The 26350-nt window shown below is 69.2% G+C and carries 23 protein-coding genes, 1 pseudogene and 1 riboswitch; of the genes and pseudogenes, 10 read left to right on the forward strand and 14 right to left on the reverse strand.

The features are described 5' to 3' along the window. Nucleotides 1-9: 9 nt before the first annotated feature. Nucleotides 10-465, reverse strand: a complete 456-nt coding sequence (locus tag J8I82_RS14990; RefSeq protein ID WP_209758708.1) for a DUF3597 domain-containing protein — start codon at nucleotides 463-465, stop codon at nucleotides 10-12. Nucleotides 466-594: 129 nt separating this feature from the next. Then, complete coding sequence (locus tag J8I82_RS14995; protein WP_209758710.1) at nucleotides 595-1536, reverse strand: LysR family transcriptional regulator; 942 nt, start codon at nucleotides 1534-1536, stop codon at nucleotides 595-597. A 132-nt stretch (nucleotides 1537-1668) separates the two neighbouring features. Here J8I82_RS14995 and J8I82_RS15000 point away from each other — a divergent pair, with 132 nt between their 5' ends. The 6 genes from J8I82_RS15000 (at nucleotide 1669) to J8I82_RS15025 (ending at nucleotide 9486) form a co-directional block, all read left to right on the forward strand. After that, on the forward strand, nucleotides 1669-2754 hold the full coding sequence (locus tag J8I82_RS15000) for a tartrate dehydrogenase (RefSeq protein ID WP_209758712.1): 1086 nt from the start codon (nucleotides 1669-1671) through the stop codon (nucleotides 2752-2754). A 299-nt stretch (nucleotides 2755-3053) separates the two neighbouring features. After that, the gene (locus tag J8I82_RS15005; protein WP_245179771.1) at nucleotides 3054-4415 is read left to right on the forward strand and encodes a dicarboxylate/amino acid:cation symporter; all 1362 of its coding nucleotides are present in this window, start codon (nucleotides 3054-3056) and stop codon (nucleotides 4413-4415) included. Nucleotides 4416-4431: 16 nt separating this feature from the next. After that, on the forward strand, nucleotides 4432-5718 hold the full coding sequence (locus J8I82_RS15010; RefSeq protein WP_245179786.1) for a glycerate kinase type-2 family protein: 1287 nt from the start codon (nucleotides 4432-4434) through the stop codon (nucleotides 5716-5718). Beyond that, nucleotides 5715-7133 carry a pyruvate kinase gene (pyk, locus tag J8I82_RS15015; RefSeq protein ID WP_209758714.1) on the forward strand — a complete coding sequence of 473 codons (1419 nt, stop codon included), beginning with the start codon at nucleotides 5715-5717 and terminating at the stop codon, nucleotides 7131-7133. The genes J8I82_RS15010 and pyk overlap by 4 nt, the downstream gene beginning before the upstream one ends. Before the next feature lie 10 nt (nucleotides 7134-7143). Next, the gene (gene eno / locus J8I82_RS15020; RefSeq protein WP_209758716.1) at nucleotides 7144-8430 is read left to right on the forward strand and encodes a phosphopyruvate hydratase; all 1287 of its coding nucleotides are present in this window, start codon (nucleotides 7144-7146) and stop codon (nucleotides 8428-8430) included. Between the two features lie 69 nt (nucleotides 8431-8499). Continuing rightward, entirely contained in the window at nucleotides 8500-9486 is a 987-nt protein-coding gene (locus J8I82_RS15025; RefSeq protein WP_209758718.1) for a Bug family tripartite tricarboxylate transporter substrate binding protein, read from the forward strand. 201 nt (nucleotides 9487-9687) lie between these two features. Here the strand turns inward: J8I82_RS15025 and J8I82_RS15030 are convergent, their stop codons facing one another. The 3 genes from J8I82_RS15030 to J8I82_RS15040 all read right to left on the reverse strand — a co-directional run bounded on the left by J8I82_RS15030 (nucleotide 9688) and on the right by J8I82_RS15040 (nucleotide 12538). Next, nucleotides 9688-10677, reverse strand: a complete 990-nt coding sequence (locus J8I82_RS15030) for a Bug family tripartite tricarboxylate transporter substrate binding protein (RefSeq protein ID WP_209758720.1) — start codon at nucleotides 10675-10677, stop codon at nucleotides 9688-9690. Nucleotides 10678-10741: 64 nt separating this feature from the next. Beyond that, the gene (locus J8I82_RS15035; protein ID WP_209758722.1) at nucleotides 10742-11737 is read right to left on the reverse strand and encodes a tripartite tricarboxylate transporter substrate binding protein; all 996 of its coding nucleotides are present in this window, start codon (nucleotides 11735-11737) and stop codon (nucleotides 10742-10744) included. 51 nt (nucleotides 11738-11788) lie between these two features. Further along, nucleotides 11789-12538: a GntR family transcriptional regulator gene (locus tag J8I82_RS15040; RefSeq protein ID WP_209758724.1), complete on the reverse strand. Its 750-nt coding sequence runs from the start codon at nucleotides 12536-12538 to the stop codon at nucleotides 11789-11791. Between the two features lie 121 nt (nucleotides 12539-12659). On the opposite strand from J8I82_RS15040, the gene J8I82_RS15045 reads away from it, so the two are divergent. Next, nucleotides 12660-13508: an amidohydrolase family protein gene (locus tag J8I82_RS15045; protein WP_209758726.1), complete on the forward strand. Its 849-nt coding sequence runs from the start codon at nucleotides 12660-12662 to the stop codon at nucleotides 13506-13508. Here J8I82_RS15045 and J8I82_RS15050 read toward each other — a convergent pair. The 8 genes from J8I82_RS15050 to J8I82_RS15085 all read right to left on the reverse strand — a co-directional run bounded on the left by J8I82_RS15050 (nucleotide 13505) and on the right by J8I82_RS15085 (nucleotide 23177). After that, nucleotides 13505-14212, reverse strand: a complete 708-nt coding sequence (locus J8I82_RS15050; RefSeq protein WP_209758728.1) for a DUF2894 domain-containing protein — start codon at nucleotides 14210-14212, stop codon at nucleotides 13505-13507. The genes J8I82_RS15045 and J8I82_RS15050 overlap by 4 nt on opposite strands. Next, entirely contained in the window at nucleotides 14205-14855 is a 651-nt protein-coding gene (locus J8I82_RS15055) for an OmpA family protein (protein ID WP_209758730.1), read from the reverse strand. Before J8I82_RS15055 ends, J8I82_RS15050 begins: the two co-directional genes overlap by 8 nt. Continuing rightward, entirely contained in the window at nucleotides 14852-17989 is a 3138-nt protein-coding gene (locus J8I82_RS15060) for a DUF802 domain-containing protein (protein ID WP_209758732.1), read from the reverse strand. The genes J8I82_RS15055 and J8I82_RS15060 overlap by 4 nt, the downstream gene beginning before the upstream one ends. Before the next feature lie 10 nt (nucleotides 17990-17999). Then, nucleotides 18000-18737: a DUF3348 domain-containing protein gene (locus tag J8I82_RS15065; RefSeq protein WP_209758734.1), complete on the reverse strand. Its 738-nt coding sequence runs from the start codon at nucleotides 18735-18737 to the stop codon at nucleotides 18000-18002. A gap of 183 nt (nucleotides 18738-18920) precedes the next feature. Further along, nucleotides 18921-19430, reverse strand: a complete 510-nt coding sequence (locus J8I82_RS15070; protein ID WP_209758736.1) for a 6,7-dimethyl-8-ribityllumazine synthase — start codon at nucleotides 19428-19430, stop codon at nucleotides 18921-18923. A gap of 75 nt (nucleotides 19431-19505) precedes the next feature. Beyond that, a riboswitch (FMN riboswitch) is annotated at nucleotides 19506-19656 on the reverse strand. A 79-nt stretch (nucleotides 19657-19735) separates the two neighbouring features. Further along, a complete protein-coding gene (locus tag J8I82_RS15075; protein WP_336620901.1) occupies nucleotides 19736-20308 on the reverse strand; it encodes a GAF domain-containing protein in 573 nt (190 codons plus the stop codon). Between the two features lies 1 nt (nucleotide 20309). After that, nucleotides 20310-21287 (reverse strand): Bug family tripartite tricarboxylate transporter substrate binding protein, encoded by a 978-nt coding sequence (locus J8I82_RS15080; RefSeq protein ID WP_209758738.1) that lies wholly within the window; start codon nucleotides 21285-21287, stop codon nucleotides 20310-20312. A 60-nt stretch (nucleotides 21288-21347) separates the two neighbouring features. Beyond that, complete coding sequence (locus J8I82_RS15085) at nucleotides 21348-23177, reverse strand: gamma-glutamyltransferase family protein (protein WP_209758740.1); 1830 nt, start codon at nucleotides 23175-23177, stop codon at nucleotides 21348-21350. Nucleotides 23178-23297: 120 nt separating this feature from the next. On the opposite strand from J8I82_RS15085, the gene J8I82_RS15090 reads away from it, so the two are divergent. The 3 genes from J8I82_RS15090 (at nucleotide 23298) to J8I82_RS15100 (ending at nucleotide 26151) form a co-directional block, all read left to right on the forward strand. After that, complete coding sequence (locus J8I82_RS15090) at nucleotides 23298-24251, forward strand: LysR family transcriptional regulator (RefSeq protein ID WP_209758742.1); 954 nt, start codon at nucleotides 23298-23300, stop codon at nucleotides 24249-24251. 253 nt (nucleotides 24252-24504) lie between these two features. Next, nucleotides 24505-25113, forward strand: coding sequence for a glutathione S-transferase (locus tag J8I82_RS15095; RefSeq protein WP_209758750.1), 609 nt, complete (start codon nucleotides 24505-24507; stop codon nucleotides 25111-25113). 141 nt (nucleotides 25114-25254) lie between these two features. Next, nucleotides 25255-26151 (forward strand): GntR family transcriptional regulator, encoded by an 897-nt coding sequence (locus J8I82_RS15100; RefSeq protein WP_209758752.1) that lies wholly within the window; start codon nucleotides 25255-25257, stop codon nucleotides 26149-26151. Between the two features lie 40 nt (nucleotides 26152-26191). Here the strand turns inward: J8I82_RS15100 and J8I82_RS15105 are convergent. Further along, nucleotides 26192-26350, reverse strand: a pseudogene (locus J8I82_RS15105) (4-hydroxy-2-oxovalerate aldolase); the annotation flags it as partial.

The following is a 26350-nucleotide window of genomic DNA, read 5'->3' on the forward strand; positions in this document are numbered from 1 at the left end:
GCCTGCCGTTTACGACAAATCCGCCGGCAGCTTGCCGCCGTTGGCTGCAAGCTCCTGCATCAGGCGCTTGTGCAGCCAGATATTCATGCCCGCGGAATCGTTCATGTCGCCGCTGTAGTGCAGCTCGCGCGCCAGTTCCTTGCGATGCTCGAGGCTGCTGTCGATGCCCAGCGCCTTCATCGCGTCGACGATGGACGTACGCCAGTTCAGCGTCTGCCCGCTCTCCCTGACCAGGTTGTCCATGATCGATTCGACGTCGACGCCGGACAGCGGCGCGGGTTTGGCCGTCGCCTGGCCAGCGCTGGCCGCGGGTGCGGTGCCGCCCGTGGCAGTGGGTGACGCACCCGACGGTGGTGGGGCCGCACCCGCGGAGGTCGGCGTGCCTCCGGCAGGCGCCGTGCCCGTCGTGGCAGCCGGCTTGGCTCGTCCCAGCAGCTTGTTGAGGATGTCCTTGAAGATGCTCATGGTGGCCTCCTGTCGGTTTGGATAGCAGACGTGGGAGAACAGCGCCATGCAGGAAACGCACCATCCATGCAACCCTTGATTTCGGCACACCAGGCCGCGCCGGGTTGTAAATGCTGCATGCAGCGACAGTCATGCCGGCACGTTCGCCGGCTCGCCGAACTCGCTGAACTTGGCCGCCATGAACTCGACGAACAGCCGGATCCGCGACGACAGCTGATGCCGCTGGTGGTAGACCGCGTAGATGTCGGCCTCCGGCGTGGCGTACTGCGGCAGCACCTGCACCAGCCGTCCGCTGCGCAGGAATCGTTCGATATCCCATTCGGCGCGCATCAGGATGCCGTGGCCCTCCAGCGCCCAGTTGACCGCGATCTCGCCGTCGTTGGTGGTCAGGTTGCCGCGCACGCGCACGGTCTCGGTACGCGCCTTGGCGCCCTTGCCCGCGGTCAGGCGCCATACGCCGTAGGCGTCGCTGCCTTGCCGGATGCCGATGCAGTTGTGGCGGCGCAGGTCGGCCGGCGTGTTGGGAATGCCGTGGTCGCGCAGGTACTTGGGCGAGGCGCAAAGCAAGCGCCGGTTGGGAGCCAGCTTGCGCGCCACGATGCGCGCATCGGGCGGCTGGCCGAAGCGGATGCAGACGTCGAATGCGTCTTCGTTCAGCGGCGGCGGGTCCGCCGACAGCTGCAGTTGCACGTCGACTTCCGGATAGGCCGCGACGTACTCGGAAATCACCGGCGCCACGTGCATGCGGCCGAACCCCAGCGTGGCATTGACGCGCAGCAGGCCGCTCGGCCTGCCCTTGGAACGAGTCAGCAGCTGGTCCAGGTCTTCGATCTCGCTCAGGATGCGCCGCGCGTGCTCCAGATAGACCTCGCCCTCGGGCGTCAGGCTCATGCGCCGGGTGGTGCGCGTCACCAGCGGCATGCCGATACGCGCCTCCATCTGCGCCAGCCGCTTGCTGACCGCTGCGGTTGTGATGCCAAGGTCGCGCGCGGCCGCGCTCAGGCTGCCGGCGGTGGCCACCGACGTGAAAAAGCACAGTTCCGACGGCTGGATACCTGCGGACGATGCCATGCCAGCTTTAATCTCAAGTTAAGAATGGTTTAACTCTACAAGCGATCCAAAACCTTGTCCACGGCCCAGAATCCGTTCCACGCAATCGCGCAAACACACGGATTCACACGGATTCTGACCAGGAGACAAGAGATGAAGACCTACCGCATCGCGACCATCCCCGGCGACGGCATCGGCAAGGAAGTGGTACCGGCGGGCCGCCAGGTGATGGAAGCGCTGGCCGCCGCCGGCGCCGATTTCCGCTTCGAGTTCGAAGACTTCGACTGGGGCGGCGACTACTACCGCCAGCACGGCGTGATGATGCCCGCCGACGGCCTGGACGCGCTGCGCGACAAGGATGCGATCCTGTTCGGCTCGGCCGGCGATCCGCATATCCCCGACCACATCACGCTGTGGGGCCTGCGCCTGAAGATCTGCCAGGGCTTCGACCAGTACGCCAACGTGCGCCCGACCCGCATCCTGCCGGGCATCGACGCGCCGCTCAAGCGCTGCGCGCCGGAAGACCTGAACTGGGTGATCGTGCGCGAGAACTCGGAAGGCGAGTACTCGGGCGTGGGCGGCCGCGTGCATCAGGGCCATCCGATCGAGGCCGCCACCGATGTCAGCATGATGACCCGCGTCGGCGTCGAGCGCATCCTGCGCTTCGCCTTCAAGCTGGCGCAATCGCGTCCGCGCAAGCAGCTGACGGTGATCACCAAGTCCAACGCGCAGCGCCATGCCATGGTGATGTGGGACGAGGTCGCGGTGCAGGTGGCTAAGGATTTCCCGGACGTTACCTGGGACAAGGAACTGGTCGATGCCGCCACCGCGCGCATGGTCAACCGCCCGAAGTCGCTCGACACCATCGTCGCCACCAACCTGCACGCCGACATCCTGAGCGACCTGGCCGCGGCGCTGGCCGGCAGCCTGGGCATCGCCCCGACCGGCAATATCGACCCGGAACGCCGCTACCCGTCGATGTTCGAGCCGATCCACGGTTCGGCCTTCGACATCATGGGCAAGGGCCTGGCCAATCCGGTCGGCACGTTCTGGTCGGTGGTCATGCTGCTGGAGCACCTGTGCGAGCACGCCGCGGCGCAGCGCGTGATGCAGGCGGTCGAGGCGGTTACCGCCAACCCGGCGCTGCATACCGGCGACCTGGGTGGCACGGCTACCACCGCGCAGGTGACGCAAGCCGTGTGCGAACTGCTCTCCGGCAAGCAGGCCAAGGCAGCCTGAGCAAGCACGCAGCGTTCAAGCACCAGCGCGTCAGCCGCTAGCTGCAAGCAGTAGTGAACGCTTCCCTCTCCCGCGCGCGGGAGAGGGGTTGGGGGAGAGGGCTGGAGCTTCAACGGAGTGAAACGCTTCGGTACTGCCAGCGCCCGCCCCCTCACCCCCGGCCCCTCTCCCGCTAGCGGGAGAGGGGAGCAAACCACCCGCGGGTACAGCCACCACATCGCCTTCCGTTACAAGCAGCCATCCAGAGCTGCGCCGGGAGCGCTTTGCCTTACGAAACACCGAATCAGCAGGAGACAGCCATGGTTCACAAGCTCCTAGGCAAGCTCTACGTCCAGGTATTGCTGGGCGTCAGCGCCGGCATTGCGCTCGGCGTATGGGCGCCCGACATCGGCAGCGACCTCAAGCCGCTTGGCGACGTGTTCATCAAGCTCATCAAGATGGTGTTCGCGCCGATCATCTTTGCGACCGTGGTGCTCGGCATCGCGCGCATGGAGAACATGAAGGAGCTCGGACGCGTCGGCGTGCGGGCCCTGGTCTACTTTGAAGTGCTCTCGACCTTTGCGCTGGCCCTCGGCCTGGTGGTTGTCAACCTGGTCCAGCCGGGGCAGGGCATGAACGTCGATCCCGCGCATCTCGACACCAAGGCCATCGCTACATACACGCATGCCGCCGAGAAGCCGCACACGTTCGTTGATTTCCTGATGAACCTGGTGCCGAGCAGCATCGTCGATGCGCTCGCCAGGAACGACATCCTGCAGATCCTGGTGTTCGCCACGCTGTTCGGCATCGCGCTGTCGCATATCGGCGCGCGCGCCAGGCCGGTGGTGGATTTCCTGGATTCCTTTACGCACGGCATCTTTACCGTGGTCGGCATGATCATGCGCCTGGCGCCGATCGCCGCGTTCGGAGCGATGGCCTTTACCGTGGGCAAGTACGGGCTGGGCTCGGTGGTGTCGCTGGGCAAGCTGATGGGCACCATGTACATCACGTGCTTCCTGTTCGTGGTGATCGTGCTGGGCGGGGTGGCCAAACTCTCGGGCTTCAGCCTGTGGAAGTTCCTCAAGTACATCCGCGACGAGCTGTTCACGGTGCTCGGCACCAGCTCGTCCGAATCGGTGGTGCCGCAGCTGATGCGCAAGCTGGAGAACGCCGGCGTGTCCAAGCCCGTGGTGGGCCTGGTGGTGCCGTCCGGGCTGACCTTCAACCCCGACGGCCAGTGCATCTACTACACCATGGCCGCAATCTTCGTGGCGCAGGCGACCAACACGCCGCTGACCATGACCGACCAGCTGGTGGTGCTGGGCGTGCTGCTGCTGACCTCCAAGGGCTCGGCGGGGGTGACCGGATCGGGCTTTATCACGCTGGCGGCGACGCTGGCCTCGATGGGCAAGATCCCGGTGGCCGGCATGGTGCTGCTGCTCGGCGTGGACCGCTTCATGTCGGAGGCGCGCGCCATCACCAATACCATCGGCAATGCGGTCGGCACGCTCGCCATCGCCCGCTGGGTCGGCGCGGTCGACCGGCAGCAACTGGCGGATGCGCTGGACGGCAAGCTCGATGGCGAGGCCGGGACGGACACCGCCACGGAGGCGGCGCCGGACAGCACGCGACCGGCGCGCGTTGGCGGCGCTGTCGTCACGAATGCTTCGCTGACGCATTGAGGGGCGCGCCGTGACCATGCCAACGATCGACCCCAACGTGCTGCTGCGGCGCATGTTCGACGCGGCCATCGCCGCCGCGCAGCCGGCCCGCACGCTGGCGCGCTACCTGCCCGCACCGCCGCGCGGCCGCACCATCGTCATCGGTGCCGGCAAGGCCTCGGCGGCCATGGCCGCGGCGCTGGAAGCGGCGTGGCGAGGCCCGCTGCAAGGGCTGGTGGTGACGCGCTACGGCTACGCGGTGCCTTGCTCGCGCATCGAGATCGTCGAAGCCGCGCACCCGGTGCCGGACGATGCCGGGCTGTCCGCCTCGCGCCGCATGCTGGAGCTGGTGTCCGGCCTCAGCGAGGACGACCTCGTGATCTGCCTGATCTCCGGCGGCGGCTCGTCGCTGCTGCCGCTGCCGCTGGCCGGCATCACGCTGGATGACAAGCAGCAGGTGAACCGCGCGCTGCTCAAGTCGGGCGCGACCATCTCCGAGATGAACTGCGTGCGCCGGCATCTTTCCGCGATCAAGGGCGGCAGGCTGGCCGCCGCCTGCCATCCCGCGCAGGTGCTGAACCTGCTGATTTCCGACGTGCCGGGCGATGATCCCATCGACGTCGCGTCCGGTCCGACCGTGCCCGACCCGACCACGTGCGCCGATGCGCTGGCGATCGTCAGACGCTACGCCATCGATCTGCCGGGCCATGTGCTGGCCGCGCTGCGGTCCGGCGCGGCCGAGACGCTCAAGCCCGGCGACCCGCGCCTGCCGCGCATCCGCACCGAGTGGATCGCCACGCCGCGGCTGGCACTGCAGGCCGCGGCGCAAGTGGGCCGCGACGCCGGCTACGCGGTGCACGTGCTCGGCGACGCCATCGAGGGCGAGGCCCGCGAGGTCGGCAAGGTGCTGGGCGGCATCGCGCTGGCAGCGTCCAGGCAAGGCCAGCCCTTTGCCGCGCCGTGCGTGCTGCTGTCCGGTGGCGAGACCACCGTCACCGTGCGCGGCAGCGGCCGCGGCGGACGCAATGTCGAGTTCCTGCTGTCGCTGGCGCTGGCCCTGCGGAGCGAGGCCGGTGTCCATGCCATCGCCGGCGACACCGACGGCGTCGACGGGCAGGAAGAGATCGCCGGCGCGGTGATCGGCCCCGACACGCTGGAACGCGCATGGCGCGCCGGCCTGAACCCGCAGGACGCGCTGGCCGCCAACGACGGCCATGGATTCTTCGAGGCGCTGGGGGACGCGGTCGTGACCGGCCCCACGCTGACCAACGTCAATGACTTTCGCGCGATCGTGCTGACGCGCGCTTCCGGAGCCAATACATGAGACGCCTTCGCAACGCAAAGATCGTGGCCACGCTCGGGCCCGCCAGTTCGGACCCGGCCACCATCGGACAGTTGTTCGATGCGGGAGCCGATGTGTTCCGGCTCAACTTCAGCCATGGCTCGCATGAAGACCACAAGCAGCGCCTGCACGCCATCCGCGCGGTCGAACAGCAGCGCGGCCGCCCGATCGGCGTGCTGCTCGACCTGCAGGGTCCCAAGCTGCGCATCGGCACGTTCGCCGATGGCCCGGTGCAGGTGGCGGCACAGGCAACATTCCGGCTCGACCTGGATGCGGCCGTGCCGGGCAGCGCGCAGCGCGTGAGCCTGCCGCATCCGGAAATCTTCGCCGCGTTGCAGCCCGGCGCCGAACTGCTGGTCGACGACGGCCGGGTGCGGCTGCGCGTGGAGCGCTGCGGTCCTGACTATGCAGAGACCATCGTCGTCAACGGCGGCACGCTGTCGGACCGCAAGGGCGTCAATGTCCCCGGCGTGGTGCTGCCGCTGTCGGCCATGACTGAAAAGGACCGCGCCGACCTGGATTTCGGGCTGTCGCTGGGCGTGGACTGGGTGGCGCTGTCGTTCGTGCAGCGCGCCGAGGATGTCGAGGAGATTCGCCAGATCGTCGATGGCCGCGCCGGCATCGTCGCCAAGCTGGAGAAGCCGGCCGCGATCCAGAGCCTGGAGGCGATCGTCGAGGCGTCTGACGCGGTCATGGTGGCGCGCGGCGACCTCGGCGTGGAGATGCCCGCCGAGCAGGTGCCGTCGCTGCAGAAGCGCATCGTGCGCGCGTGCCGGAAGGCCGGCAAGCCGGTGATCGTGGCCACGCAGATGCTGGAATCCATGGTGGCCGCGCCGGTGCCGACGCGTGCCGAGGCCTCCGACGTTGCCACCGCCATCTATGACGGCGCCGATGCGGTGATGCTGTCGGCGGAATCGGCGTCGGGCCGCTATCCGGTGGAAGCGGTGAAGATGATGGACAGCATCATCACCCGCACCGAATCCGACCCGCACTACCACGAAGCCATCCAGGCCTCGCATTCGGCGCCGCGCGCCGACGCTGCCGACGCGATCGGCTACGCGGTGCGGCACGTGGCCAGCCTGCTGGGCGCGCCGGCGGCGGTGGCCTATACCAGCTCCGGCTATTCCGCGCTGCGCATGGCGCGCGAACGGCCCGAGGTGCCGATCCTCGGCATGACGCCACGGCTTGCCACCGCGCGCCGGCTGGCGCTGGCGTGGGGCGTGCACGCGGTGCTCTGCCATGAAGTGGTCGACGTGGTGGAGATGACCGAAGTGGCCAGCCGCACTGTGCTCAGGGAGCAGTTCGGCGCGGCGGGCCAGTCGATCGTGATCTCGGCGGGGCTGCCTTTTACCGTCGCGGGCACCACCAACCTGCTGCGCATCGCGCAGGTCCAGTAAGGGGAACGAGATGGCTGTCATCAAGGAAATCCTCGGCTACGAGATCCTCGACTCGCGCGGCAATCCCACCGTGGCCGCGCGCGTGCTGCTGGCCGACGGCGCGCGAGGGTTCGCGGCAGCGCCGTCGGGCGCCTCCACCGGTTCTCGCGAGGCGCTGGAGTTGCGCGACGGCGATCCGCGCCGCTATCTCGGCAAGGGCGTGCGCAAGGCCGTGCAGCATATCAACGTCGATATCGCCCGCACGCTCACCGGCATGCAGGCAGCGGAGCAGGCCGAGGTGGATGCGTGCCTGATCCGGCTGGACGGCACCGCCGACAAGTCGCGCCTGGGCGCCAATGCGTTGCTCGCGGTTTCGCTCGCCACAGCGCGGGCGGCTGCGGCATCGGCGGGCGTGCCGCTGTACCGCTCGCTTGGGGCGGAGCGAGCCGAGACGCGCCTGCCCTTGCCGATGATGAACATCATCAACGGCGGTGCGCATGCCGACAACAGCGTCGACATGCAGGAGTTCATGATCCTGCCCGTGGGCGCGCCCAGCTTTTCCGAAGCGCTGCGCTGGGGTGCCGAGGTGTTCCATACGCTCAAGGGGGTGCTGCGCGAGCGCGGCTTCTCCACCGCGGTCGGCGACGAGGGTGGCTTTGCCCCGGACCTGGCCTCGAACGAGCATGCGCTGGAGATGATCCTGCAGGCGGTGGAGGCCGCTGGCTTGCGGGCCGGCCGCGATATTGCCCTGGGCCTGGACGTGGCCAGCTCGGAGTTCCATGCCGACGGCCGCTATGTGCTGGCGTCGGAAGGCCGCAGCTATGACGCCGAGGGCTTTGTCGACCTGCTGGCCAGCTGGGTGCGCCAGTACCCCATCGTCACCATCGAAGACGGCATGGCCGAGCACGACTGGCAGGGCTGGCGCCTGCTGACGGCGAAACTGGGCGCGCAGGTGCAGCTGGTGGGCGACGACCTGTTCGTCACCAATGCCGCGATCCTGACCGAAGGCATCGCGCAGGGCGTCGCCAACGCGATCCTGATCAAGCCCAACCAGATCGGCACGCTGACCGAGACGCTGCAGGCCATCGACGCGGCCGAGCGTGCCGGCTATGCGTCGGTGATATCGCACCGCTCCGGCGAGACCGAGGACACCACTATCGCCGACCTGAGCGTATGCACCGCGGCCACGCAGATCAAGACCGGCTCGCTCAGCCGTTCCGACCGGGTGGCCAAGTACAACCGGCTGCTTTGCATCGAAGCGGAGCTGGGCTGCGCCGCGGCCTTCGCCGGCAGCAGCGCGCTGCGACAGCTGCGTTAGTGGCCGAAGCGGCAACCGACAGACAAGCCATGAAGGCTTGCTGACAATCCATCAGACAGGAGACAAGACATGGATGCAACTGACTTTCTGCGCCGCGTATCGGCATTGACACTGGCCGCCGCCGGCCTCGCACTCAGCGGTGCTGCCATGGCGCAAGCCTGGCCGGCCAAGCCAATCACGCTGGTGGTGCCGTTCCCTTCGGGCGGCACCACCGACGTGCTGGCGCGCGCGCTGGGCGACCAGCTTTCCAAAAGCCTCGGCCAGCCGGTGATCGTCGAGAACCGTCCCGGCGCGGGCGCCACGGTTGGCGCCGACTATGTCGCCAAGAGCAAGCCGGACGGCTACACGCTGCTGATGGGCGCGGTGCACCATACCATCGCCACCAGCGTGTACAAGAAGCTGCCCTACAGCTTCGAGAAAGACCTCGCGCCGGTGGCCCCGGTGGCGATGGTGCCCAATGTGCTGGTGATCAACGCCGCCAAGACGCCGGCAAAGAATGTCAGCGAACTGGTGGCGCTGGCCAGGCGCGCCTCGCCCGAGTTCGCCTACGGCTCCAACGGCAACGGCACCGCGCAGCACCTGATCGGCACGCAGTTCCAGGCTGCCACCGGCGCGCCGCTGCTGCACGTGCCTTACAAGGGCAGTGGTCCGCTGACCACCGACCTGCTGGGCGGGCAGGTGACCATGTCGTTCGACACGCTGACGCCGGTGCTGCAGCACATCAAGTCGGGCAAGCTGCGCGCGCTGGCGGTGACCACGGCAAAGCGCTCGACCGTGCTGCCGGACGTGCCTACGCTGGAAGAAGCCGGCCTGAAGGGCTTCGACATCGGCACGTGGTTCGGCGTGATGGCGCCGGTCGCCACGCCGGAACCGGTCCTGACACGCCTCAACGCCGAGATCGTCAGGATCGTGAAATCGCCGGATTTCCAGCAGCGCATGCAGGCCATCGGCGCCGAGCCGATGATCAGCACGCAGAAGGAATTCGCGCGCCGCATCCAGGACGAGACGGTGAAGTTCGCGAAGCTGGTGAAGGACGGGAAGGTGACGATCGAGTGATGGCGGGCGACAGGGTGACACCCTGTCAACAGGCGCGCGGCTTGCTCCCCTCTCCCGCTGGCGGCAGAGGGGCAGGGGGAGAGGGCCGGCCTGCGCCAAGCACGGCACCGCATCACTCCGTCGACACTCCCAGCCCTCACCCCAACCCTCTCCCGCAAGCGGGAGAGGGAGCACGCAGTTGGTTGATCACGGCAAAGCGGCTCAATCCGGCTTGATCTGCGCCCGCGCGATGATCGGCTTCCAGCGCTGCTGCTCCTGCGCGATAAACCGCGCAAACTCCGCCGGCGTATTGCCCACCACGATGGCCGCATCCGCGCTCAGCCGCTCGACCGAGCTCTGGCTCCTGACCGCCTTGATGGTCGCATCCGCCAGCTTGTCCGCGGCCGCCTGCGGCAGCGTCGCGGGCGCAAGCAATCCATACCACTGCGTCATTTCGAAGCCGGGATAGCCTTGCTCGGCCACGGTCGGCACATCCGGCAGCTGCGGAATGCGCTGCGTGGTGCCGGTGGCGATGCAGCGCACCTTGCCGGTCTTGATGAACTGCAGAATCGCCGGCGCGCCCACTGCGGCCGCTTCCAGCCGCCCCGAAAGCAGGTCGGTGATCTGCGGGCCGCTGCCGCGGTAGGGCACGTGCGTGATGAAGGTGCCGGTCGCCGCCTTCAGGTACTCGAACGCCAGGTGTCCGGCGCTGCCGTTGCCGGCCGAGCCGTAGTTGAGCTTGCCCGGCTTGCTCTTGGCCAGCGCCACGAATTCCTTCAGGTTCTTCGCCGGCACGTCGGGATGCACCACGTACAGGCTCGGCACCTTGGACAGCAGCGAGATCGGACGGAAGTCCTTGACCGGGTCGTACGGCAGCTTGGGGAAGATGAACGGGTTCACCGCCAGCGTGCCGATGTGGCCGAGGATCAGCGTATGGTTGTCATCTGCGCGCGCCACTTCGCCCATGGCGATATTGCCGGCGGCGCCCGGCTTGTTTTCCACGAATACCGACACGCCCAGCAGCTTGGTCAGTTCCGCCGCGGTGGAGCGCGCGACGATCTCCGAGCTGCCGCCCGGCGCGAACGGCACCACCAGCCGGACCGGCTTGGACGGCCACGCCTGGGCGCGGGCGAGCGTGGGAAAGAGGGCGCTGGCGCCGAGTGCCGCGGTCGCTTGCAGCAACTGGCGGCGGGTAGGGTTGATGCGGGTCATGCGGGTCTCCGTGAGTATCCGGTCGTAGTGATTGCGGCGCGGCAGGCGATGCCGGCGATCCATTTCATTCGGGCTTGACGTTGCCGTCCTTGATGACCTTGGCCCACAGCCGGGCCTGCCCGTCGATGAATTGCTGCGCCTGTGCCGGCGGCGCGGCCACCACTTCGCCGCCCAGCTCGGTCACGCGCTGCCGCGTCTCGGGGCTGTGCATGACCTTCTGCAACGCCTCGGCAAATTTGGCGACGATCGGATCGGGCGTGGCCGCCGGCAGGAAGGCCGCATTCCACTCATAGACTTCGTAGCCTGGCACGCCGGCCTCCTGCATCGTCGGCACGCCCGGCAACGCGCTGGTGCGCTGGTGGCTGGTGACCGCCAGCGGCTTGAGCTTGCCGGCCTTGATGTGCTGCAGGCTGGATGCAACGTTGGCGAAGAACAGCGGCACCTGCCCGGCGATGACGTCGGTCATGGCCGGGCCGCCGCCCTTGTACGGCACGTGCAGCAGGTCCACCCCCGCGCGCTGTTCGAACAGCACGCCGGCCAGGTGCTGCGCCGAGCCATTGCCGGATGAGGCGAACGCCACCGAACCAGGCTTCTGCTTCGCCATCGCCAGCACGTCGCCGACTTTGGCGGCCGGGAAGCTGGCCGTGGCAACCAGCACGTTGGGATAGCGCGCCAGCACGCCGACGGGCTTGAACGCCCTGGCGGGATCGTAAGGCAGCCTGGCGTAGAGGCTGGGATTCACGGCGTAGGAAGAGGCATCGACCATCACCGTGTAGCCGTCCGGCGCCGCCTTGGCGACATAGGCAGCGCCGATCTGGCCGCCGGCGCCGGGGCGGTTCTCCACCACCACCGACTGGCCGAGTTCGCGGCCAAGGCCCGGCGCGATCAGCCGTGCCATCAGGTCGGCGCCACCGCCCGGCGGATACGTGACCACGATCGTGATGGGCCGCGACGGCCACGTGGCCGCGCTCTCCGCTGCCTGCGCCGATGCAGGTTGCAGCAGTTGCGGCAGGATGGCGGCGGCGCCAATGGCCGCGGCCATCGCCTTGATGGAATGCATGAAACGGTCTCCTCGGAAGCGGATCGGTATCGGGGATTGGGTATCGGATGGCTAGCGGATGTCCGCGGTATAGCGAAAAGCGAAGGCATCGCCCCGGGTCAGCCGGTATTCGATGCAGGTGCCGCGCAGGTCGAAGGCATGCCGGGTCACCACCGCGCACGGGTGCGCATCCGGCAGTTCCAGCAATTCGGCCTCGTCATGCGCCAGCGTGCGGAACGTGACCTCGTCGACCGCGCGGTGCACGGTGATGCCGCACTGGCTGCCAAGCAGCGGATACAGCAGGTCGCCCCATTCCCATACCGGCAACTGCTGCAGCGCTTCGCAACGCGGCAGCGGCAGCCAGATCGATTCCAGCAGGCGCGGCTTGTCATCCAGCCAGCGGCGCCGCGTGATCGCCAGGCCGCACGCTCCGGATGGCAGTTCGAAGCGCTGCGCCATGGCCTTGTCCAGGCGCACGGCGCGGCACGACAGGATTTCCGAGCGCGGCACCGTGGTTGCGCCGTCAGCGCCGCCGAAGCGGAAGAAACGCATCAGGCTGGCACCGGTCAGCCCTTTGCGCACAAAGGTACCCCGGCCCTGCACGCGTTCCAGCAGCCCTTCCTGCACCAGCACGGCGATCGCCTGCCGGATCGTCCCCAGCGCGATGCCGAATTCTTTCGCCAGTGTGCCTTCGGCGGGTATCGCCTCGCCCGGCGGCCAGTCGCCGGCAACAATGCGCGCCTGGAGCTGTGCGGCGATCTGGCCATACCGGCTCAGGCCGGCCGCGCTGGTGATTTTCTGAAGCAGGTCAATGTCCGCCATCGGTTGTCGGTCGATCTGGAGCCGTGCTAAATTGTGGTTCATATCCTCTAGAGGACTAGAATACTGACGCGGGCTTGCTTCCCCTATCCGGAATTACCCGCGGACACAGCAGGGCAGACAGATGAATCAACCCGCAACGCCGGTGGTGGACTGCCACTTCCATATCTTCGATGCCGGCCAGGCAGCGCCCTCCGCCCGCTATCGGCCTCCCTATGCCGCCTCGCTGCCGGACTGGAAGCGGCTGGCCGGGGCGCTTGGCGATCCGTTCGGGGTGGTGGTGCAGACCAGCTTCCTCGGTACCGACAACACCTCACTGCTTGCGGCGCTGCGCGCCATGCCGGCGCGGCTGCGCGGCGTCGCGGTGGTCGATCCCGGCGTATCCGATGCGGCGTTGCGCCAGCTGGACGACGCCGGCGTGCGCGGCATCCGGCTGAACCTTTATCGCGATCCCGGCTGGCAGCGCATCGGCACAGCGCCGTGGCGCGCGTTGTTCGCGCGTGTTGCCACGCTGGGCTGGCATGTCGAGCTCCATACCGACAACGGCGACGGCGGCACGGTGCTGGCCGCGCTGGATGATGTACTGGGCGAGTCAGGCGTAGCGGTGGTGCTGGACCATTTCGGCAGGCCGGGCGCCACAGGCGTGGCGGATCCGGTGTTCAGCGTGGCCGCTGCGGTGCGGGCGCGCCGGCAGGTGTGGGTCAAATGCAGCGCGCCATACCGGCTGGTGGCGCCAGGGGCGTGGTGCGAACTGGCGCAGCGCTGGCTGGAAGTGGCCGGTGCCGATCGGCTGCTGTGGGGCAGCGACTGGCCGTGGACTAATCATGAAGCCGGGGAGCGGGCGGGAGAGTGCAGCGAAACCAGCCGCTGGCCCGGAAACGCGCCGGCGGATGCTTCGCTGAATGAAGCGCTGCGCTGGCGCAATGCCGCGGCGCTCTACGGGTTTGCGATCGCGCCAGGGGCGGCGGACTAGCCTGCCGCCTTGCGCGGCCGGGCGCGCGTGGCCTTCTTTGCGCTAGTGGTGCGCACTGCTTCGTTTTCGGCCGGTGCGCCGCCGCGATGCAGTGGTTCCAGCCACGCCATCGCCTCGACATACGAAAAGAACTGCTCCAGGTAGCCTGGCGACAGCTCGTGCATCAGCGTCAGCGCACGATGCACGAGGTGGTCGGAATTGAGCGGTCCCGCATTGCCCGGCAACTGCGCCTGCGACTGCCGCAACTGGCGGCTGACGCTGACGCGCGACCAGGTGTCGCGGAAATAGTCGACCAGCTCCGGTTCGGGTTCGGGACGCACGGCGTGCACCGGAGCGGTGGCGCGCGGCACAGAGGGGCGCGGTGCGGGGGCGCCCGGTGCAGAAGCCACCTTCGCGCCGCGCGTATTGGCCTTGATATAGCTGACCAGACCGGCAAGCGTGCCGGCTGCTTCCGCGGCTGCCTCCTGTACCGGTGCCGCAATGGCTTGGCGCCCCTCGGCGTCTTGCGCCACCGCTTCGCGGTAACTGTCGACCAGCGCGGCCAGCCGCGTATCCAGCATCTGCCGTACCGCGCCGTCATGGCCGGCCGAACGCCGCGCCAGCGCTTCGATCAGCCGGAAGCGCACCGGGTCGACACCGGCGGCATCGCTGTCGCGCCAGGCCTCGAGCTGCGCGCGCGCGCTTGCGGCGACGTCTTCAGCCACGAGGCTTCCCCGTTCCCATGGTCACGCGCGGCACCGGCGCGATTTCCACGCGCCGGTTCTTCGCGCGGCTTTCGGCATCGGTATTGGCCGTGACCGGCTGCTGCGAGCCGAAGCCCGCCGAGAACAGCGACGCGGGTGGCACGCCGGCATCGATCAGCGCGCGCGTCACGGTCAGCGCGCGCTGCGCCGACAGCTCCCAGTTGTCGGCGAAGCGGCGGTTGCCCTCGCGTACCTGCTGGTCGTCGGTGAAGCCGCTGACCATCAGCATCTCGTCGCGCGTGCGCAGGTAGGCCGACAGCGGCGCGGCCAGGCTGCGCAACAGCTCGCGGCCTTCGGGCTGAAGCTGGTCGGAGTTCAGGGCAAAGAGCACGCTGCCGCTGATGCCGATGCGCCCGTTCACCAGCGTCACGCGCCCCGCGGCGAGCGGGCCGGCAAGCGCCTGCTCCAGCGTCTGGCGGCGCTGCGCCTCTTCCTGCCGCTGCCGCACCTCGTCCTCGAGCCGCGCCGACAGTTCCAGCTGCACGCCGATGACGCCCAGCAGCACCAGCACGAACGCGCCCAGCAGCACCGACATCAGGTCGCCAAAGACCGCCCAGGCCGGTACCGTCGGCTCGGCGCCGGCGTCGATGTCATCGTCCTTCATGCCGCCTCTGCGCGCGATGCCTGCCGGCCGCCCAGCTGCTGCAGGTCTTCCAGGATCTGCTTCTGCGACAGCATGCTGAGGTCGACCACCTCGCGCGCCTGCGCCACGTAGTAGGCCAGTTGCTCATCGCTGCGCGCCATCGACTTGTCCAGCGCGGCCTCGATGCGCTGCAGCTGCTCCGCCAGCCTGTCGTTGGACGCGCTGAATACCTGCACCGCCACGCCGAAGGCTTCGCCCAGGCTCGCCACTTCGACGGCGCTGCCGGTGACCTGCGCCGCGGCTTGCGCCAGGCGGCCGGTCTCGGACTCGACCTGCTCGGTGAAGCGGCCGCCGACGCGTTCCAGCAGCTCGGACGTGGTCACGAGCAGCGTGTCGACCGCTGCGCGCTGGCCGGTGGAGGCGTGGTTCACGGCGTCGAGCAGCGTGCCCAATGTTTCCAGCATGCGGCTGCGTTCCTCCAGCATGGCGTTGTCGCGGGCCATGCCTTCGGTGAGCTTCTGGCGCAGTTCGGCGATGACTTCGGCCGCGGCCCTGGGCGCTTCGGCGGACGCCTGCAGCAGGCGCGCGACTTCGGCAATGGTGCTGCTGGCGTGCGCCTCGGCCTGCGCGGTGATGTCGCGCGCGGTCTGCGCCAGGGCGTCGCAGATCTCCTGCTGGCGGCTGGCGCTGTGGCTGCCCGCCTGTTCCCATTGTTCGCGCAGCGAGGTGGCCATGCTGTCGAGATGGCCGGTCCAGGCCGCCAGGCGCTGTTCGTCGCGCGCGGCCAGTTCGGCCTGCAGCGCGGCGGCGGCCCTGGGTGCCTCGGCGGCCGCCTGCACCAGCCGCTCGATCTCGGCCAGCGTGCCGCTGGCGTGCGCCTGCGATTCGGCGGAAATCGCTTGTGCGGTTTGCGCCAGCGCTGCGCAGATTTCCTGCTGGCGGGTGGCGGTCTGCGCGCCGGCCTGCTGCCATTCCTGGCGCAGCGTGGCGGCCATCGCGCCGAGAGCTTCGGTCCAGTCGGCGAGGCGTTGCTCGTCGCGCGCGCTCAGTTCGGCCTGCAGCGCAAGGGCGGCCTTGGGCGCGTCGGCGGCGGCCTGCACCAGCCGGTCGATCTCGGCGATGGTGCCGCTGGCATGGGCCTGTGCCTGCGCCGAGATGTCGCTGGCGGTCTGCGCGAGCGCGGCGCAGATTTCCTGCTGGCGGCTCGCGTTCTCTGCGCTCGCCTGTTCCCACTGTCCGCGCAGTCCGGTGGCCATATTGCCAAGCGCTTCGGTCCAGGCGGCGAGGCGTTGCTCGTCGCGTGCGCTCAGCTCGGCCTGCATGGCCAGCGCGGCCTTGGGCGCGTCGGCGGCGGCCTGCACCAGGCGGTCGATCTCGGCGATGGTGCCGCTGGCATGGGCCTGCGACTGGGCGGAAATGTCATTGGCGGTCTGCGCCAGCGCAGTGCAGATCTCCTGCTGGCGATTCGCGGCTTGCACACTCGCCTGATCCCATTGCTCGCGCAGGCCTGCAGCCATGGCGCCGAGCGAACCTGTCCACGCGGCCAGGCGCTGTTCGTCGCGTGCGGCCAGTTCGGCCTGCAGCGCGAGGGCGGCCTTGGGCGCGTCGGCGGCAGCCTGCACCAGCCGGTCGATCTCGGCGATGGTGCCGCTGGCATGCGCTTGCGCCTGCGCGGCGATCTCGCGCGCGGTGCGCGCCAGCGTCTCGCTGATTTCCTGCTGGCGGCTCGAGGCCTGGGCGCTGGCCTGGTCCCACTGCTGGCGCAGTGCCTCGGTCATGCTGCCGAGCGTGCCTGCCCATGCGGCCAGGCGCTGTTCGTCATGCGATGCCAGGCCGGCCTGCAGGTCGGCGTGCGACTGGCCCACGGTGCGCACCAGCGACGCCGCGTGTTGTTCGAACGCCGCCGTGGCGGCGGCCAGCGCCTGCTGGTTGTCGGCGGCGAGCTTCTCGCCGGTGCGGGCCTGCTGCGACAGGGCCTCGGTCCACGCCTGCGCGGTGCTGGCGGAGGTGCTTTCCAGGCGGGCCGCCACCTGCTCGACCAGGCCGGCCGAACGTTGACCGAACGTCCGCGCAAAGCCATCGAGCGCGCCGCGCAGCTCGCCCGCCAGGGCTTCGTTGCTGCGCCGCTGGTCGGCCAGCGCTTCGTTCCAGATCCCGGCGACGCCGGCGGTCGAGGTCTCGAAGCGCGCCGAGATGCCTTCGAGCTGCTGCTGGACGGACTGCGTGACGGCGTCGCGCATGGCGGCGGTCTCGCGCGCCAGGCCGGCCATGGTCGCTTCCACGGCCGGCTGGATCGCCGTGCCTGCTGCGCGCGCGCTGTCGGCCACGCTGTCTTTCAGCGATTGCCCGACCGAGGCGGCCAGTTGGGTGTAGACCGCTTCGGTCTTGCCGTGGAAGGCTTCCTGGCTGGCCGCCAGGCGCTGCGCCATGGCCTGGTTCTGTTGTTCCATGGTCGCCATCATGGCCTGCAGCCGGTCGACCAGCGCCGGCATGGCATCGGCCTGGCGCTGCAGCAGCCGGAACGACTCGTCGCGCTGGTGGCTGCGCGAATAGGGGCGCAGCGTGGTGGCAATGCGCGCATCGAGCGCCTGCGCGGCCTGCACGCGTTCGCGCCGGCACAGCGCCGACAGCAGGCCCAGCATGGCCGACGTGGCCACGCCCGCCACCGAGGTGCCGAAGGCGAAGCCCAGCCCCTTCACCGGTGCCGCCAGCGACGCGCGGATTGCCTGCAGGTCGGTCGCGGTTTCCAGCGCCATGCCGGTGCCGCGCAGCGTCGACACCATGCCGAGGAACGTGCCGAGCATGCCCAGCAATACCAGCAGGCCAACCAGGTACGGCGTCAGCGCCGGTCCTGGCAGCGCCACGCGCTCGCCCTCGACGCGCAGGCGCACGGCATTGCGCAGCCCCGCGGGCAGGCGCTCCAGCCAGCCAGCCAGGCTTGCCGGCGAATCGGACAGGCCCTGCACCGCCTGCGCCAGCCCCAGCGTGGCCTGCCGGTAGCGCAGCAGCTCATTGGCGCCGGCCACGTAGCAGGCGCCGATCAGCAGCGTGACCGACAACGCCAGCGCATTCGAGCCCGCATAGCCGGCGGCGATCCAGCACACGGCCGCCAGGCCCGCCAGGAAAACAACAAGATGGAAGAAGTATCGGTTCATGGGATCCTGGTCAGCTGCCACGCAGGGCGGCGAGCAATCCTTCGACGGGTTGGAAGCGTATTTCCAGCTCGGCCAGCAATACGCTTTGCATATCCTTGCGAAACACGGCCAGCCACGCCCCGGGCGCGACCGGTGCCGCGGCGGCCCGGGCCTCGGCCAGCGCCGCGGTTTCCGCCTGGCGCAAACGCTGGAAATGCCCTTCCAGCAGGGTCGGCACGCTGCCGAGCACGCTTTGCTCGCGCGCGCCCAGCACACGCTCCATCACGGCATCGACCATCGCCAGCCGGGCCATGTCCGGCGCGCGCGCCGACAAGGCCGCCCGCAGCCGCCCGCGCAACGCGCCGATCGAGGTCTCCATGGCCTGCTGCTGCGACATGTAGCGGTGGCGGTAGATGGCGTAGTCCACCTGCGCGTCGACGGCCTCCGCCAGCGCCGATGGCCGCGCGGGGCCGCGGCGGCGCGTGGTCAGGGCGTTGTCCCCGGCGATGGCATCGGCCAGTGCGGCGCGCACGCGCGCGCACTCCTGCGCTTCGGCAGTGGCGCCGCAGGCACGTGCGACGGCCGGCGCCGCGGCCGGCCCGGCTTTCAGCGCCGCCGACAGGGCGATCGCATCCGGCCAGCCCAGCCATTGGCTCAGCTGGCCCGAAAGTGACGTTGCAGGTGGTGGGGCGTCGGCGTCGGTCAGGCGTGCCAGCAGCCGCACAAGCGTCGGACCGCTGAAACCTGTTCGCCGGGGCTCTTGGGACATACCGCCGGGTTTAAAAAAGCCAGCAGTTTACACGTCTCGGGCAGGCGGACGGCAGTATCCGGGGGAGGGGAGCGGCGGCAAGGGATGCCGCCATGGGCGAGCCGTGCTGTTCAGGGAATCCGCTGTTCATGATCCCTGAACCTGCCGCGGGCACGAACAGCCCGGCCCCGCTCCTTCAGCGCATCAGGCCGCGAGCTTCTGCAGCGACGCGACCGTGCGGATGCAGGCCTGCGCCGCCTCGCGGCCCTTGACCACGAAATGCTCGGCAAAGAAGCGATGGTGCTCGTCGTGCTCGTGGAAGCTCTTCGGGGTCAGCACGGCCGAGAATACAGGGACCTCGGTGTCGAGCTGGACCCGCATCAGGCCGCTGATGACGGCATCGGCGACGAATTCATGCCGGTAGATGCCACCGTCGACGACAAAGCCGCTGGCGACGATGGCTGCGTACTTGCCGGATTTGGCGAGCCGTTGCGCATGCAGCGGGATTTCGAAGGCCCCGGGGACATCGTAGATGTCGATGGCGTCCGCGGTGACGCCCAGCTTTGCCATTTCGGCCACGAACGCGTCGCGCGCACGATGGACGATATCGGCATGCCATTGGGCATGGATGTAGGCAATGCGCTTGCCTTCGGGGAGGGAAAAGCCGGCCGCGGGTGCGGTGGCACGCTGGAAAGCAGAGACAGGCTGATTCATGGTGTTCCTGTACGGATGGAGTTGGCCAGAATCAGGGCGCACGAGACTTGCCCCCGTGAAGACGGGGGCATTGTTGCTCGCTCTCTTTCATCCGGACTATCACCGTCGGCTTCGGATTTGAACCGAATCTGCTGACCCCGGCATTGGGCACGCCGGGCGCTCGCGGGCTTGTGCGTCAGACGCCATCACCGCCGGTAGGGACTTTCACCCTGCCCTGAGAACGTTGCCGCGTGTGCTTGGTTGGCTTTCAACGCGGCGGGGGAATCATACCGCAGAGTAGCGTTCGGTGTTGGCGGCCGCTTTCGTCAGGTGCGCGCAGCGGTCAGTGCCTGCACCGGCGCCACCGCCAGCGCCCCCAGCAGCCTGAGCGCCGCCACCTCGGCGGCCGGCCAGATGGCGCGATCGGCCAGGTAGTTGAAGGTGCCGATCACCGCGCCCTGGTGCCCCAGCGGCACATTGACCACCGCCGTGCAGCCGAGCTTGCGGATCACCTGCACGTCATCGAACACTGCCGCAAGCGCGTCGTCGCCCTCGCCGACAAAGACTTCGCCGCGCTCCAGCAATTGCCGGCGCCACGGGCTGTCGCCCTTGGTCTTGTGCCCGCCGACCGGATAGGCCGCGGGGTCCGAGGACCACAGCCGTTCGATCCGGTGCACGTGCGCATGCCAGGCATTGATCGTCAGCAACCCGGGACCGAGCGTGCGCAGCGTGGCCGCGCCGATCGCATCGAGCGCTGCGACGGGTTCGCGCGCCTGCCGCAGCGCGTCGCACAGCAGATTGACCTGCGCGATCAGCGAGCCGGCGTCTTCCAGCGGCGCGCCGGCTTGCGGGACGGAATGCGGGTTGGAGGGCGGGTTGGAGGGCGTTGGCTGGCTCACCTCATTCCCCCTGGATGCCCAGCTCGCGGATCAGCTTGCCGTAGCGGTCGGCATCGCGGCGCAGGATGGTGGCGAACTGTTGCGGCGTGGAGGTCGCGGTTTCGACGCCGATGGCGTTCATCTTGGCCTTCACTTCAGGCAGCGCCATCACGGTGTTGATCTCGCGATTGAGCCGCGCCGTCAGCTCGGCGGGCATGCCCTTGGGCCCGAAGGCGCCATACCAGACCGCCAGCTCGTAGCCGGGCAGGGTCTCGGCCACGGTCGGCACGTTGGGCAGCAGCGGGGAGCGCTTGCCCTCGGTCACGGCCAGCAGGCGCAGCTTGCCCGCCTTGACGTGCGGCAGCGTCTGCGTGCCCGCCGAGAACAGCAGCTGGGTCTGGCCCGCCACGGTATCGACCACCGCCGGCGCGCCGCCCTTGTACGGCACGTGCAGCATCTGGATGCCGGCCATTTTCTCGAACAGCACCGCGCTGAGGTGGTTGGTGGAGCCCGGACCCGCGCTGGCGTAGGCGAGCTTGCCGGGGTTGGCCTTGGCGTAGGCCACCAGCTCCTTGACGTTCTGCGCCGGCACCGACGGGTGTACCACCATGGTGTTGGTCACGTACGCCAGCAGGCCCAGCGGCGTGAAATCATCCACGCCGCGGAACGGCATGTTGGACATCAGCGCCGGGTTCATGGCGTGGGTGCTCATCGAGCCCACCAGCAGCGTGTAGCCGTCGGGTTTGGCACGGGCCACCATGGCCGAACCGATGTTGCCGGAAGCGCCCGGCTTGTTGTCGACGATCACCGGCTGGCCGAGCGAGCGCGTCAGGTGCTCGGACAGCACGCGCGCCAGGATATCGGTCGAGCCGCCGGCGGCCCAGGGCACGATCAGCGTGATCGGCTTCTGCGGCCAGGCTTCACTGGCGCCGGCCGGGGCCGCCAGGCACATCGCCAGCGCGGCCACGCCGCCCAGCAGGGTTTTCAGTACTGCGCGCATTTTCCTTCCTCCTTGGTACTGGCGCGGACCTGCTGCGGTCCGCTGTCATGCATCGAATCGTCAGCGGCCCACCGCGTAGCCCTGCATGCCGCGCGCATTGGCGCCGGCGCGCAGCACCAGCCGCCCGCGCCCGTCGCGTTCGCGCGAGCATGCCGACATGCGGCCTTCGGACCAGGGTTCGCCCACGCGCACTTCGTGCCCGCGTTCGCGCAGGGCCGCCAGCGTTGCCGCCGGGAAGCGCGATTCCACGCTGATGCGGTTGAGCACGGTCTGGCGCGGCCAGAACGAGCCCGGGAAGTGGTCGATATGCCAGGCGGGTGCGTCGATCGCTTCCTGCAGGTTCATGCCATGCACCGCATGACGCAGGAAGAATGCCAGCGACCACTGGTCCTGCTGGTCGCCGCCCGGGGTGCCGAACACCATGTAGGGCTCGCCGTCGCGCAGCGCCAGCGACGGCGACAGCGTGGTGCAGGGGCGCTTGCCGGGGGCCAGCGAGTTGGGCAGGCCCGGCTCCAGCCAGGTCATCTGCAGGCGGGTATTGAGGGCAAAGCCGAGCGCCGGGATGGTGGGGCTCGACGAGAGCCAGCCGCCGGACGGCGTGGCCGCGACCATGTTGCCGTGGCGGTCGATCACGTCGATATGGCAGGTGTCGCCGACAAAGAGCTCCCGTTCGGCCCATTCGGCTACCGGCGGCAGCTCGGCAAAGGTCGGCTCGCCGACGCCGAAGCGCACGTCGGCCTGCTGCAGCGTGCGCTCGGCCGCGCCCGGGTCGGGCAGGCGCGGCGCCATGCCGTCGAGCGTGCCGGGGTCGATCGCCAGCGCCGCGCGCTCGCCGATGCGCTGCGCGCGCGCGGCGAGGTAGCCGTCGTCGAGCAGCGCCGCGAGCGGGCTCTGCGTGAAGCCGGGATCGCCGTACCAGGCCAGGCGGTCGGCCATGGCGAGCTTGGTGGCCTCGGCAATGCGGTGCACGAAGTCGGGCGAATCGGGCGCATGCCGTGCCAGCCCGGCGTGGCGCAGCATGCCGAGTTGCTGCAGGAACACGGGGCCCTGGCTCCAGATGTCGCACTTGGCCACCGTGTAGCGGCCGAAGTCGAGTGTGACCGGATCCTCTTCCTCGGGGCTCCAGCCAGCCATGTCGTCGTAGCGCAGCAGGCCGGTGTGCTTGTCGCCGGTGGTGTCGCGCACCGGCGTGTTGCGGCAGTAGGCGTCGATTTCTTCGGCGACGAAGCCGCGGTACCAGCATTCCAGCGCGGCGTCGATCTGGCCGGTGCGGCTGTCGCTGCGGCGCTGGGCATCTTCGACGATGCGGGTGTAGGTATCGGCCAGCACCGGCAGCGTATGCAGGCTGCCGGGGCGCGGCACCTTGCCGTCGGGCAGCCAGGTGGCCGCCGAGCTGTGCCATTCGTCGCGGAACAGCGCCCGCACCGCCAGGATCGCGCGCGAGATGCGCGGCACCAGCGGGAAGCCGTCGCGCGCGTAGCCGATGGCGGGCGCCAGCACCTCGGCCAGCGACCACGTGCCGTGATCGCGCAGCATCGTCAGCCACGCGCCGAAGGCGCCGGGGACGGTGGCCGGGACCAGGCCGATGCCCGGGACAAGCTCCAGGCCCTGCGCGCGCAGCGCGGCGGGATCGGCAAGCGCCGGCGCCGGGCCCTGGCCGCACAGGGTGCGCATGCGGCGCTCGCGCTCGCTCCAGAACATGATCGGCACTTCGCCGCCGGGGCCGTTCAGGTGCGGCTCGACCACCTGCAGCACAAAGCCGGCCGCCACGGCGGCGTCGAAGGCATTGCCGCCGCGCTCCAGCACGCCCATGGCGGTCTGCGTGGCCAGCCAGTGGGTGGAGGCGGCAACGCCAAAGGTGCCGACGATTTCAGGGCGGGTAGTGAACATGGATTGCAGCTCCGGTGATGCGAGCCAGTATAGGATTGAGAAATAACCACGAGCGTCTGATTAGTTATCGTTGCATTACCATTTGGTAATACGACATTTGCGCCCCTTTGCAGGATTCCCGTGTCCATCGCCGCCTCCGACAAGCTGGTCCACAACCTCGTCTCCCGCCTGCGCCTCAGGCACCTGCCATTGCTGCTGGCGCTGGAGCGCCAGCGCTCGGTGTCGCGCGTGGCGGCCGAGCTGAACCTGTCGCAGCCGGCCGTCACCAAGACCCTGCGCGAGATCGAGGACATCTTCATGGTGCCGCTGTTCACCCGCACCCGGCGCGGCCTGGAGCCCACGCCCACGGGCCGGGCGGTGCTGGCGCATGCGCGGCTGACGCTGGCGGATACCGACGCGCTGGGGCGCGAGCTGGCGGCGATCGGCGCGGGCATGTCGGGACGGCTGCGCATCGGCGTGATCCCGTTCATCAGCCGCACCGTGCTCGATGCCGCCTGCAGCTTCGGCCTGACCCAGTCGCCGCGGGTCTCGGTGCTGGTGCGCGAGGGCACCACCGACGAGCTGGTAGCGGCGCTGCGCGAACACGAGCTGGATTGCGTGGTGGCGCGGACCTTCTACGCGCCCGGCGCGGATATCGCCCAGCAGCCGCTGTATCGCGAAGAGCCGGCGCTGGTGGTGCCTGCCGCGGCTGCCGGCCGGCTCGGGCGCGGGCCGCTCGACTGGCACCGGCTGGCCGAACGCGACTGGATCCTGCCGCCGCCGAATACGCCGATCCGGCGCACCATCAACACCATCTTCGCGGTGGCCGGCGTGGCGCAGCCGGTGCCGATCGTCGAGACCTACTCGATCAAGACCATGGCCACGCTGCTGCGCAATCACGCGGCGGCCACCACCATCGTGCCGCGCGCGGTGGCCGGGGAGCTGGTCGAAGGCGGGGGCGCGGCGGTCTTGCCACATGCGCTGAGCTGGGACTTGCCGCCGGTGGGGGTGATGTGGCGGCGGCAGGCCCTGGAGGACGATGTGGTGGTGTCGCTGGTGGCGGCGTTGGGGACATTGCGGTGGGAGGAGGGATAAGGCGCCGGGCCTGTGCAGTCATCAGAGCTTGCTTCCGCCCCTCGCATACGCACCCCTCTCCCGCGCGCGGGAGAGGGGTGGGGGAGAGGGCCGGCGCATCCACGGCGTGGAGCGCTTCAGTGCTGCCAGCGCCCGCCCTCACCCCCGGCCCCTCTCCCACTTCGCGGGAGAGGGGAGCAAACCGCTGGCGGTGATAGCGCGTGCGCGATCATAATCAGGCTCGCACAACCACCCCCAACCCGGAGCCATACCCATGCGACTCATCGGCATGCTCGATTCCCCCTACGTCCGCCGTGCCGCCATCACGCTGCGCCTGCTGGGTTTGCCGTTCACCCACGAATCCATCTCGGTGTTCCGCACCTTCGACCAGTTCCGCGCCATCAACCCGGTGGTCAAGGCGCCCACGCTGGTGTGCGACAACGGCGTGGTGCTGATGGACTCGACGCTGATCATCGACTACGCCGAAGCGCTGGCCGGCCGCAGCCTGATGCCGTCGTCGCTGGACGAGCGCCAGCGCGCGCTGCGCACCATCGGCCTGGCGCTGGCGGCCAGCGAGAAGGCGGTGCAGCACGTGTACGAGCACAACCTGAGGCCGGCGGAGAAGGTGCACCAGCCGTGGGTGGAGCGCGTCGATGGCCAGCGCACCAGTGCCTTTGCGCTGCTGGAAGACGAGATCGCGCGCATGCCCGTGCCGGCCGATGAGGCCGCCGTGAGCCAGGCCACGCTGACCGCCGGCGTGGTGTGGACCTTCACCCAGGCGCTGCTGCCCGGTCACGTCGACCGGGCGGCGCACCCTGCGCTGGCCGCACTCGCGGCGCAGCTGGAAAGCTTCCCTGCCTTCACCGCGCTGCCCCACGCATGACAGCTCGCGAGAGCCCGGTCTCCGGATTGCGGTAAGCTTCTGGCGCACCCATCGCTCCCGCCTGGCCGGCTCCGCCGGGTGACGCCGCCAACACAGGCGGCGCTCCGGCGCCAGATGCAAGCCGCGCCACGGCCGCAGACCATGAACCACGACCGATCCATTGCCACCCAGATCGTTGCGCTGATCCAGGCCGAAGGCCTGACCGTCGGCGCGCACCTGCCGGCGCAGATGCTGGCCGACAAGCTGCGCGTATCGCGCTCGCCCGTCAACGAGGCGCTCGCGCTGCTGCACGAGAAGGGCGTGCTCACGCGCGAGAAGAACCGCGGTTTCTTTCTGGCGCGGCCGGTGGCGGCGCCGGCCGCGGAGTTTGCCTCGCAGCTGGGCCTGGTCGAGCCCGACCCGGCCACCGCGGCGTATTTCCAGATCGCCGAAGACCTGCTGCAGGGCACGCTGGAAACGCAGGTGTCCGAGCACCATCTGCGGCAGCACTACGGCCTGACCGCAACCCAGCTGGGCACCGTGCTCAAGCGGATTGCGCAGGAGGGATGGGGCGAGCGCAAGCCCGGCTATGGCTGGGAGTTCTCGTCGATGCTGACCACGCCCGATTCGCTGCTGCAGTCCTACCGGCTGCGGCTGGCGCTGGAACCGGCCGCGCTGCTCGAGCCCACCTACCGGCTCGAGCCACAGGCCATCGAGCGGCTGCGCGCTGCCGAGCGGCACCTGCTGGAAGGCGGTATCGAAACCGACAGCGCCGACCAGCTGCACGACCGCGGCGTGCGCTTCCATGAAACGCTGGTCGAGGCGTCGGGCAACCCGTTCTTCATCGACACCATCCGGCGCGTCAACCGCGTGCGCCGGCTGCTGTCCTACCGCTCGATGCGCGACCGCGAGCGCTACCCCGAGCACGCGAAGCAGCACCTGCACGTGCTGGACCTGCTCGCGCGCGAGCGCAACGAGGAAGCCTCGCAGGCGATGCGCGAGCATTTGCAGCACACGCTCAACGCCCTGGCGCAGATCAGCCGGCTGCTGGAGCCCTGACGGGCTGGTGCAGTGGCGAGTCCGGCGGTCAGTTCGGCGGTCAGTCCGGCGGCCCGTTCAGCAGGTCCAGCGCCACGTCCACGATCATGTCTTCCTGCCCGCCGACCATGCGGCGGCGGCCGAGTTCGACCAGCACGTCGACGGTCTTGAGGCCATAGCGCGCCGCGGCCGCTTCGCTGTGGCGCAGGAAGCTGGAATA

Source organism: Cupriavidus consociatus, assembly GCF_017814975.1.
Classification (GTDB): domain Bacteria; phylum Pseudomonadota; class Gammaproteobacteria; order Burkholderiales; family Burkholderiaceae; genus Cupriavidus; species Cupriavidus consociatus.

Bases quoted from the DNA above. Each gene is read 5' to 3' on its own strand.
- J8I82_RS14990 (WP_209758708.1), bottom strand. From the start codon at position 465: ATGAGCATCTTCAAGGACATCCTCAACAAGCTGCTGGGACGAGCCAAG.
- J8I82_RS14995 (WP_209758710.1), bottom strand. From the start codon at position 1,536: ATGGCATCGTCCGCAGGTATCCAGCCGTCGGAACTGTGCTTTTTCACG.
- J8I82_RS15000 (WP_209758712.1), top strand. From the start codon at position 1,669: ATGAAGACCTACCGCATCGCGACCATCCCCGGCGACGGCATCGGCAAG.
- J8I82_RS15005 (WP_245179771.1), top strand. From the start codon at position 3,054: ATGGTTCACAAGCTCCTAGGCAAGCTCTACGTCCAGGTATTGCTGGGC.
- J8I82_RS15010 (WP_245179786.1), top strand. From the start codon at position 4,432: ATGCCAACGATCGACCCCAACGTGCTGCTGCGGCGCATGTTCGACGCG.
- pyk (WP_209758714.1), top strand. From the start codon at position 5,715: ATGAGACGCCTTCGCAACGCAAAGATCGTGGCCACGCTCGGGCCCGCC.
- eno (WP_209758716.1), top strand. From the start codon at position 7,144: ATGGCTGTCATCAAGGAAATCCTCGGCTACGAGATCCTCGACTCGCGC.
- J8I82_RS15025 (WP_209758718.1), top strand. From the start codon at position 8,500: ATGGATGCAACTGACTTTCTGCGCCGCGTATCGGCATTGACACTGGCC.
- J8I82_RS15030 (WP_209758720.1), bottom strand. From the start codon at position 10,677: ATGACCCGCATCAACCCTACCCGCCGCCAGTTGCTGCAAGCGACCGCG.
- J8I82_RS15035 (WP_209758722.1), bottom strand. From the start codon at position 11,737: ATGCATTCCATCAAGGCGATGGCCGCGGCCATTGGCGCCGCCGCCATC.
- J8I82_RS15040 (WP_209758724.1), bottom strand. From the start codon at position 12,538: ATGGCGGACATTGACCTGCTTCAGAAAATCACCAGCGCGGCCGGCCTG.
- J8I82_RS15045 (WP_209758726.1), top strand. From the start codon at position 12,660: ATGAATCAACCCGCAACGCCGGTGGTGGACTGCCACTTCCATATCTTC.
- J8I82_RS15055 (WP_209758730.1), bottom strand. From the start codon at position 14,855: ATGAAGGACGATGACATCGACGCCGGCGCCGAGCCGACGGTACCGGCC.
- J8I82_RS15060 (WP_209758732.1), bottom strand. From the start codon at position 17,989: ATGAACCGATACTTCTTCCATCTTGTTGTTTTCCTGGCGGGCCTGGCG.
- J8I82_RS15065 (WP_209758734.1), bottom strand. From the start codon at position 18,737: ATGTCCCAAGAGCCCCGGCGAACAGGTTTCAGCGGTCCGACGCTTGTG.
- J8I82_RS15070 (WP_209758736.1), bottom strand. From the start codon at position 19,430: ATGAATCAGCCTGTCTCTGCTTTCCAGCGTGCCACCGCACCCGCGGCC.
- J8I82_RS15080 (WP_209758738.1), bottom strand. From the start codon at position 21,287: ATGCGCGCAGTACTGAAAACCCTGCTGGGCGGCGTGGCCGCGCTGGCG.
- J8I82_RS15085 (WP_209758740.1), bottom strand. From the start codon at position 23,177: ATGTTCACTACCCGCCCTGAAATCGTCGGCACCTTTGGCGTTGCCGCC.
- J8I82_RS15095 (WP_209758750.1), top strand. From the start codon at position 24,505: ATGCGACTCATCGGCATGCTCGATTCCCCCTACGTCCGCCGTGCCGCC.
- J8I82_RS15100 (WP_209758752.1), top strand. From the start codon at position 25,255: ATGAACCACGACCGATCCATTGCCACCCAGATCGTTGCGCTGATCCAG.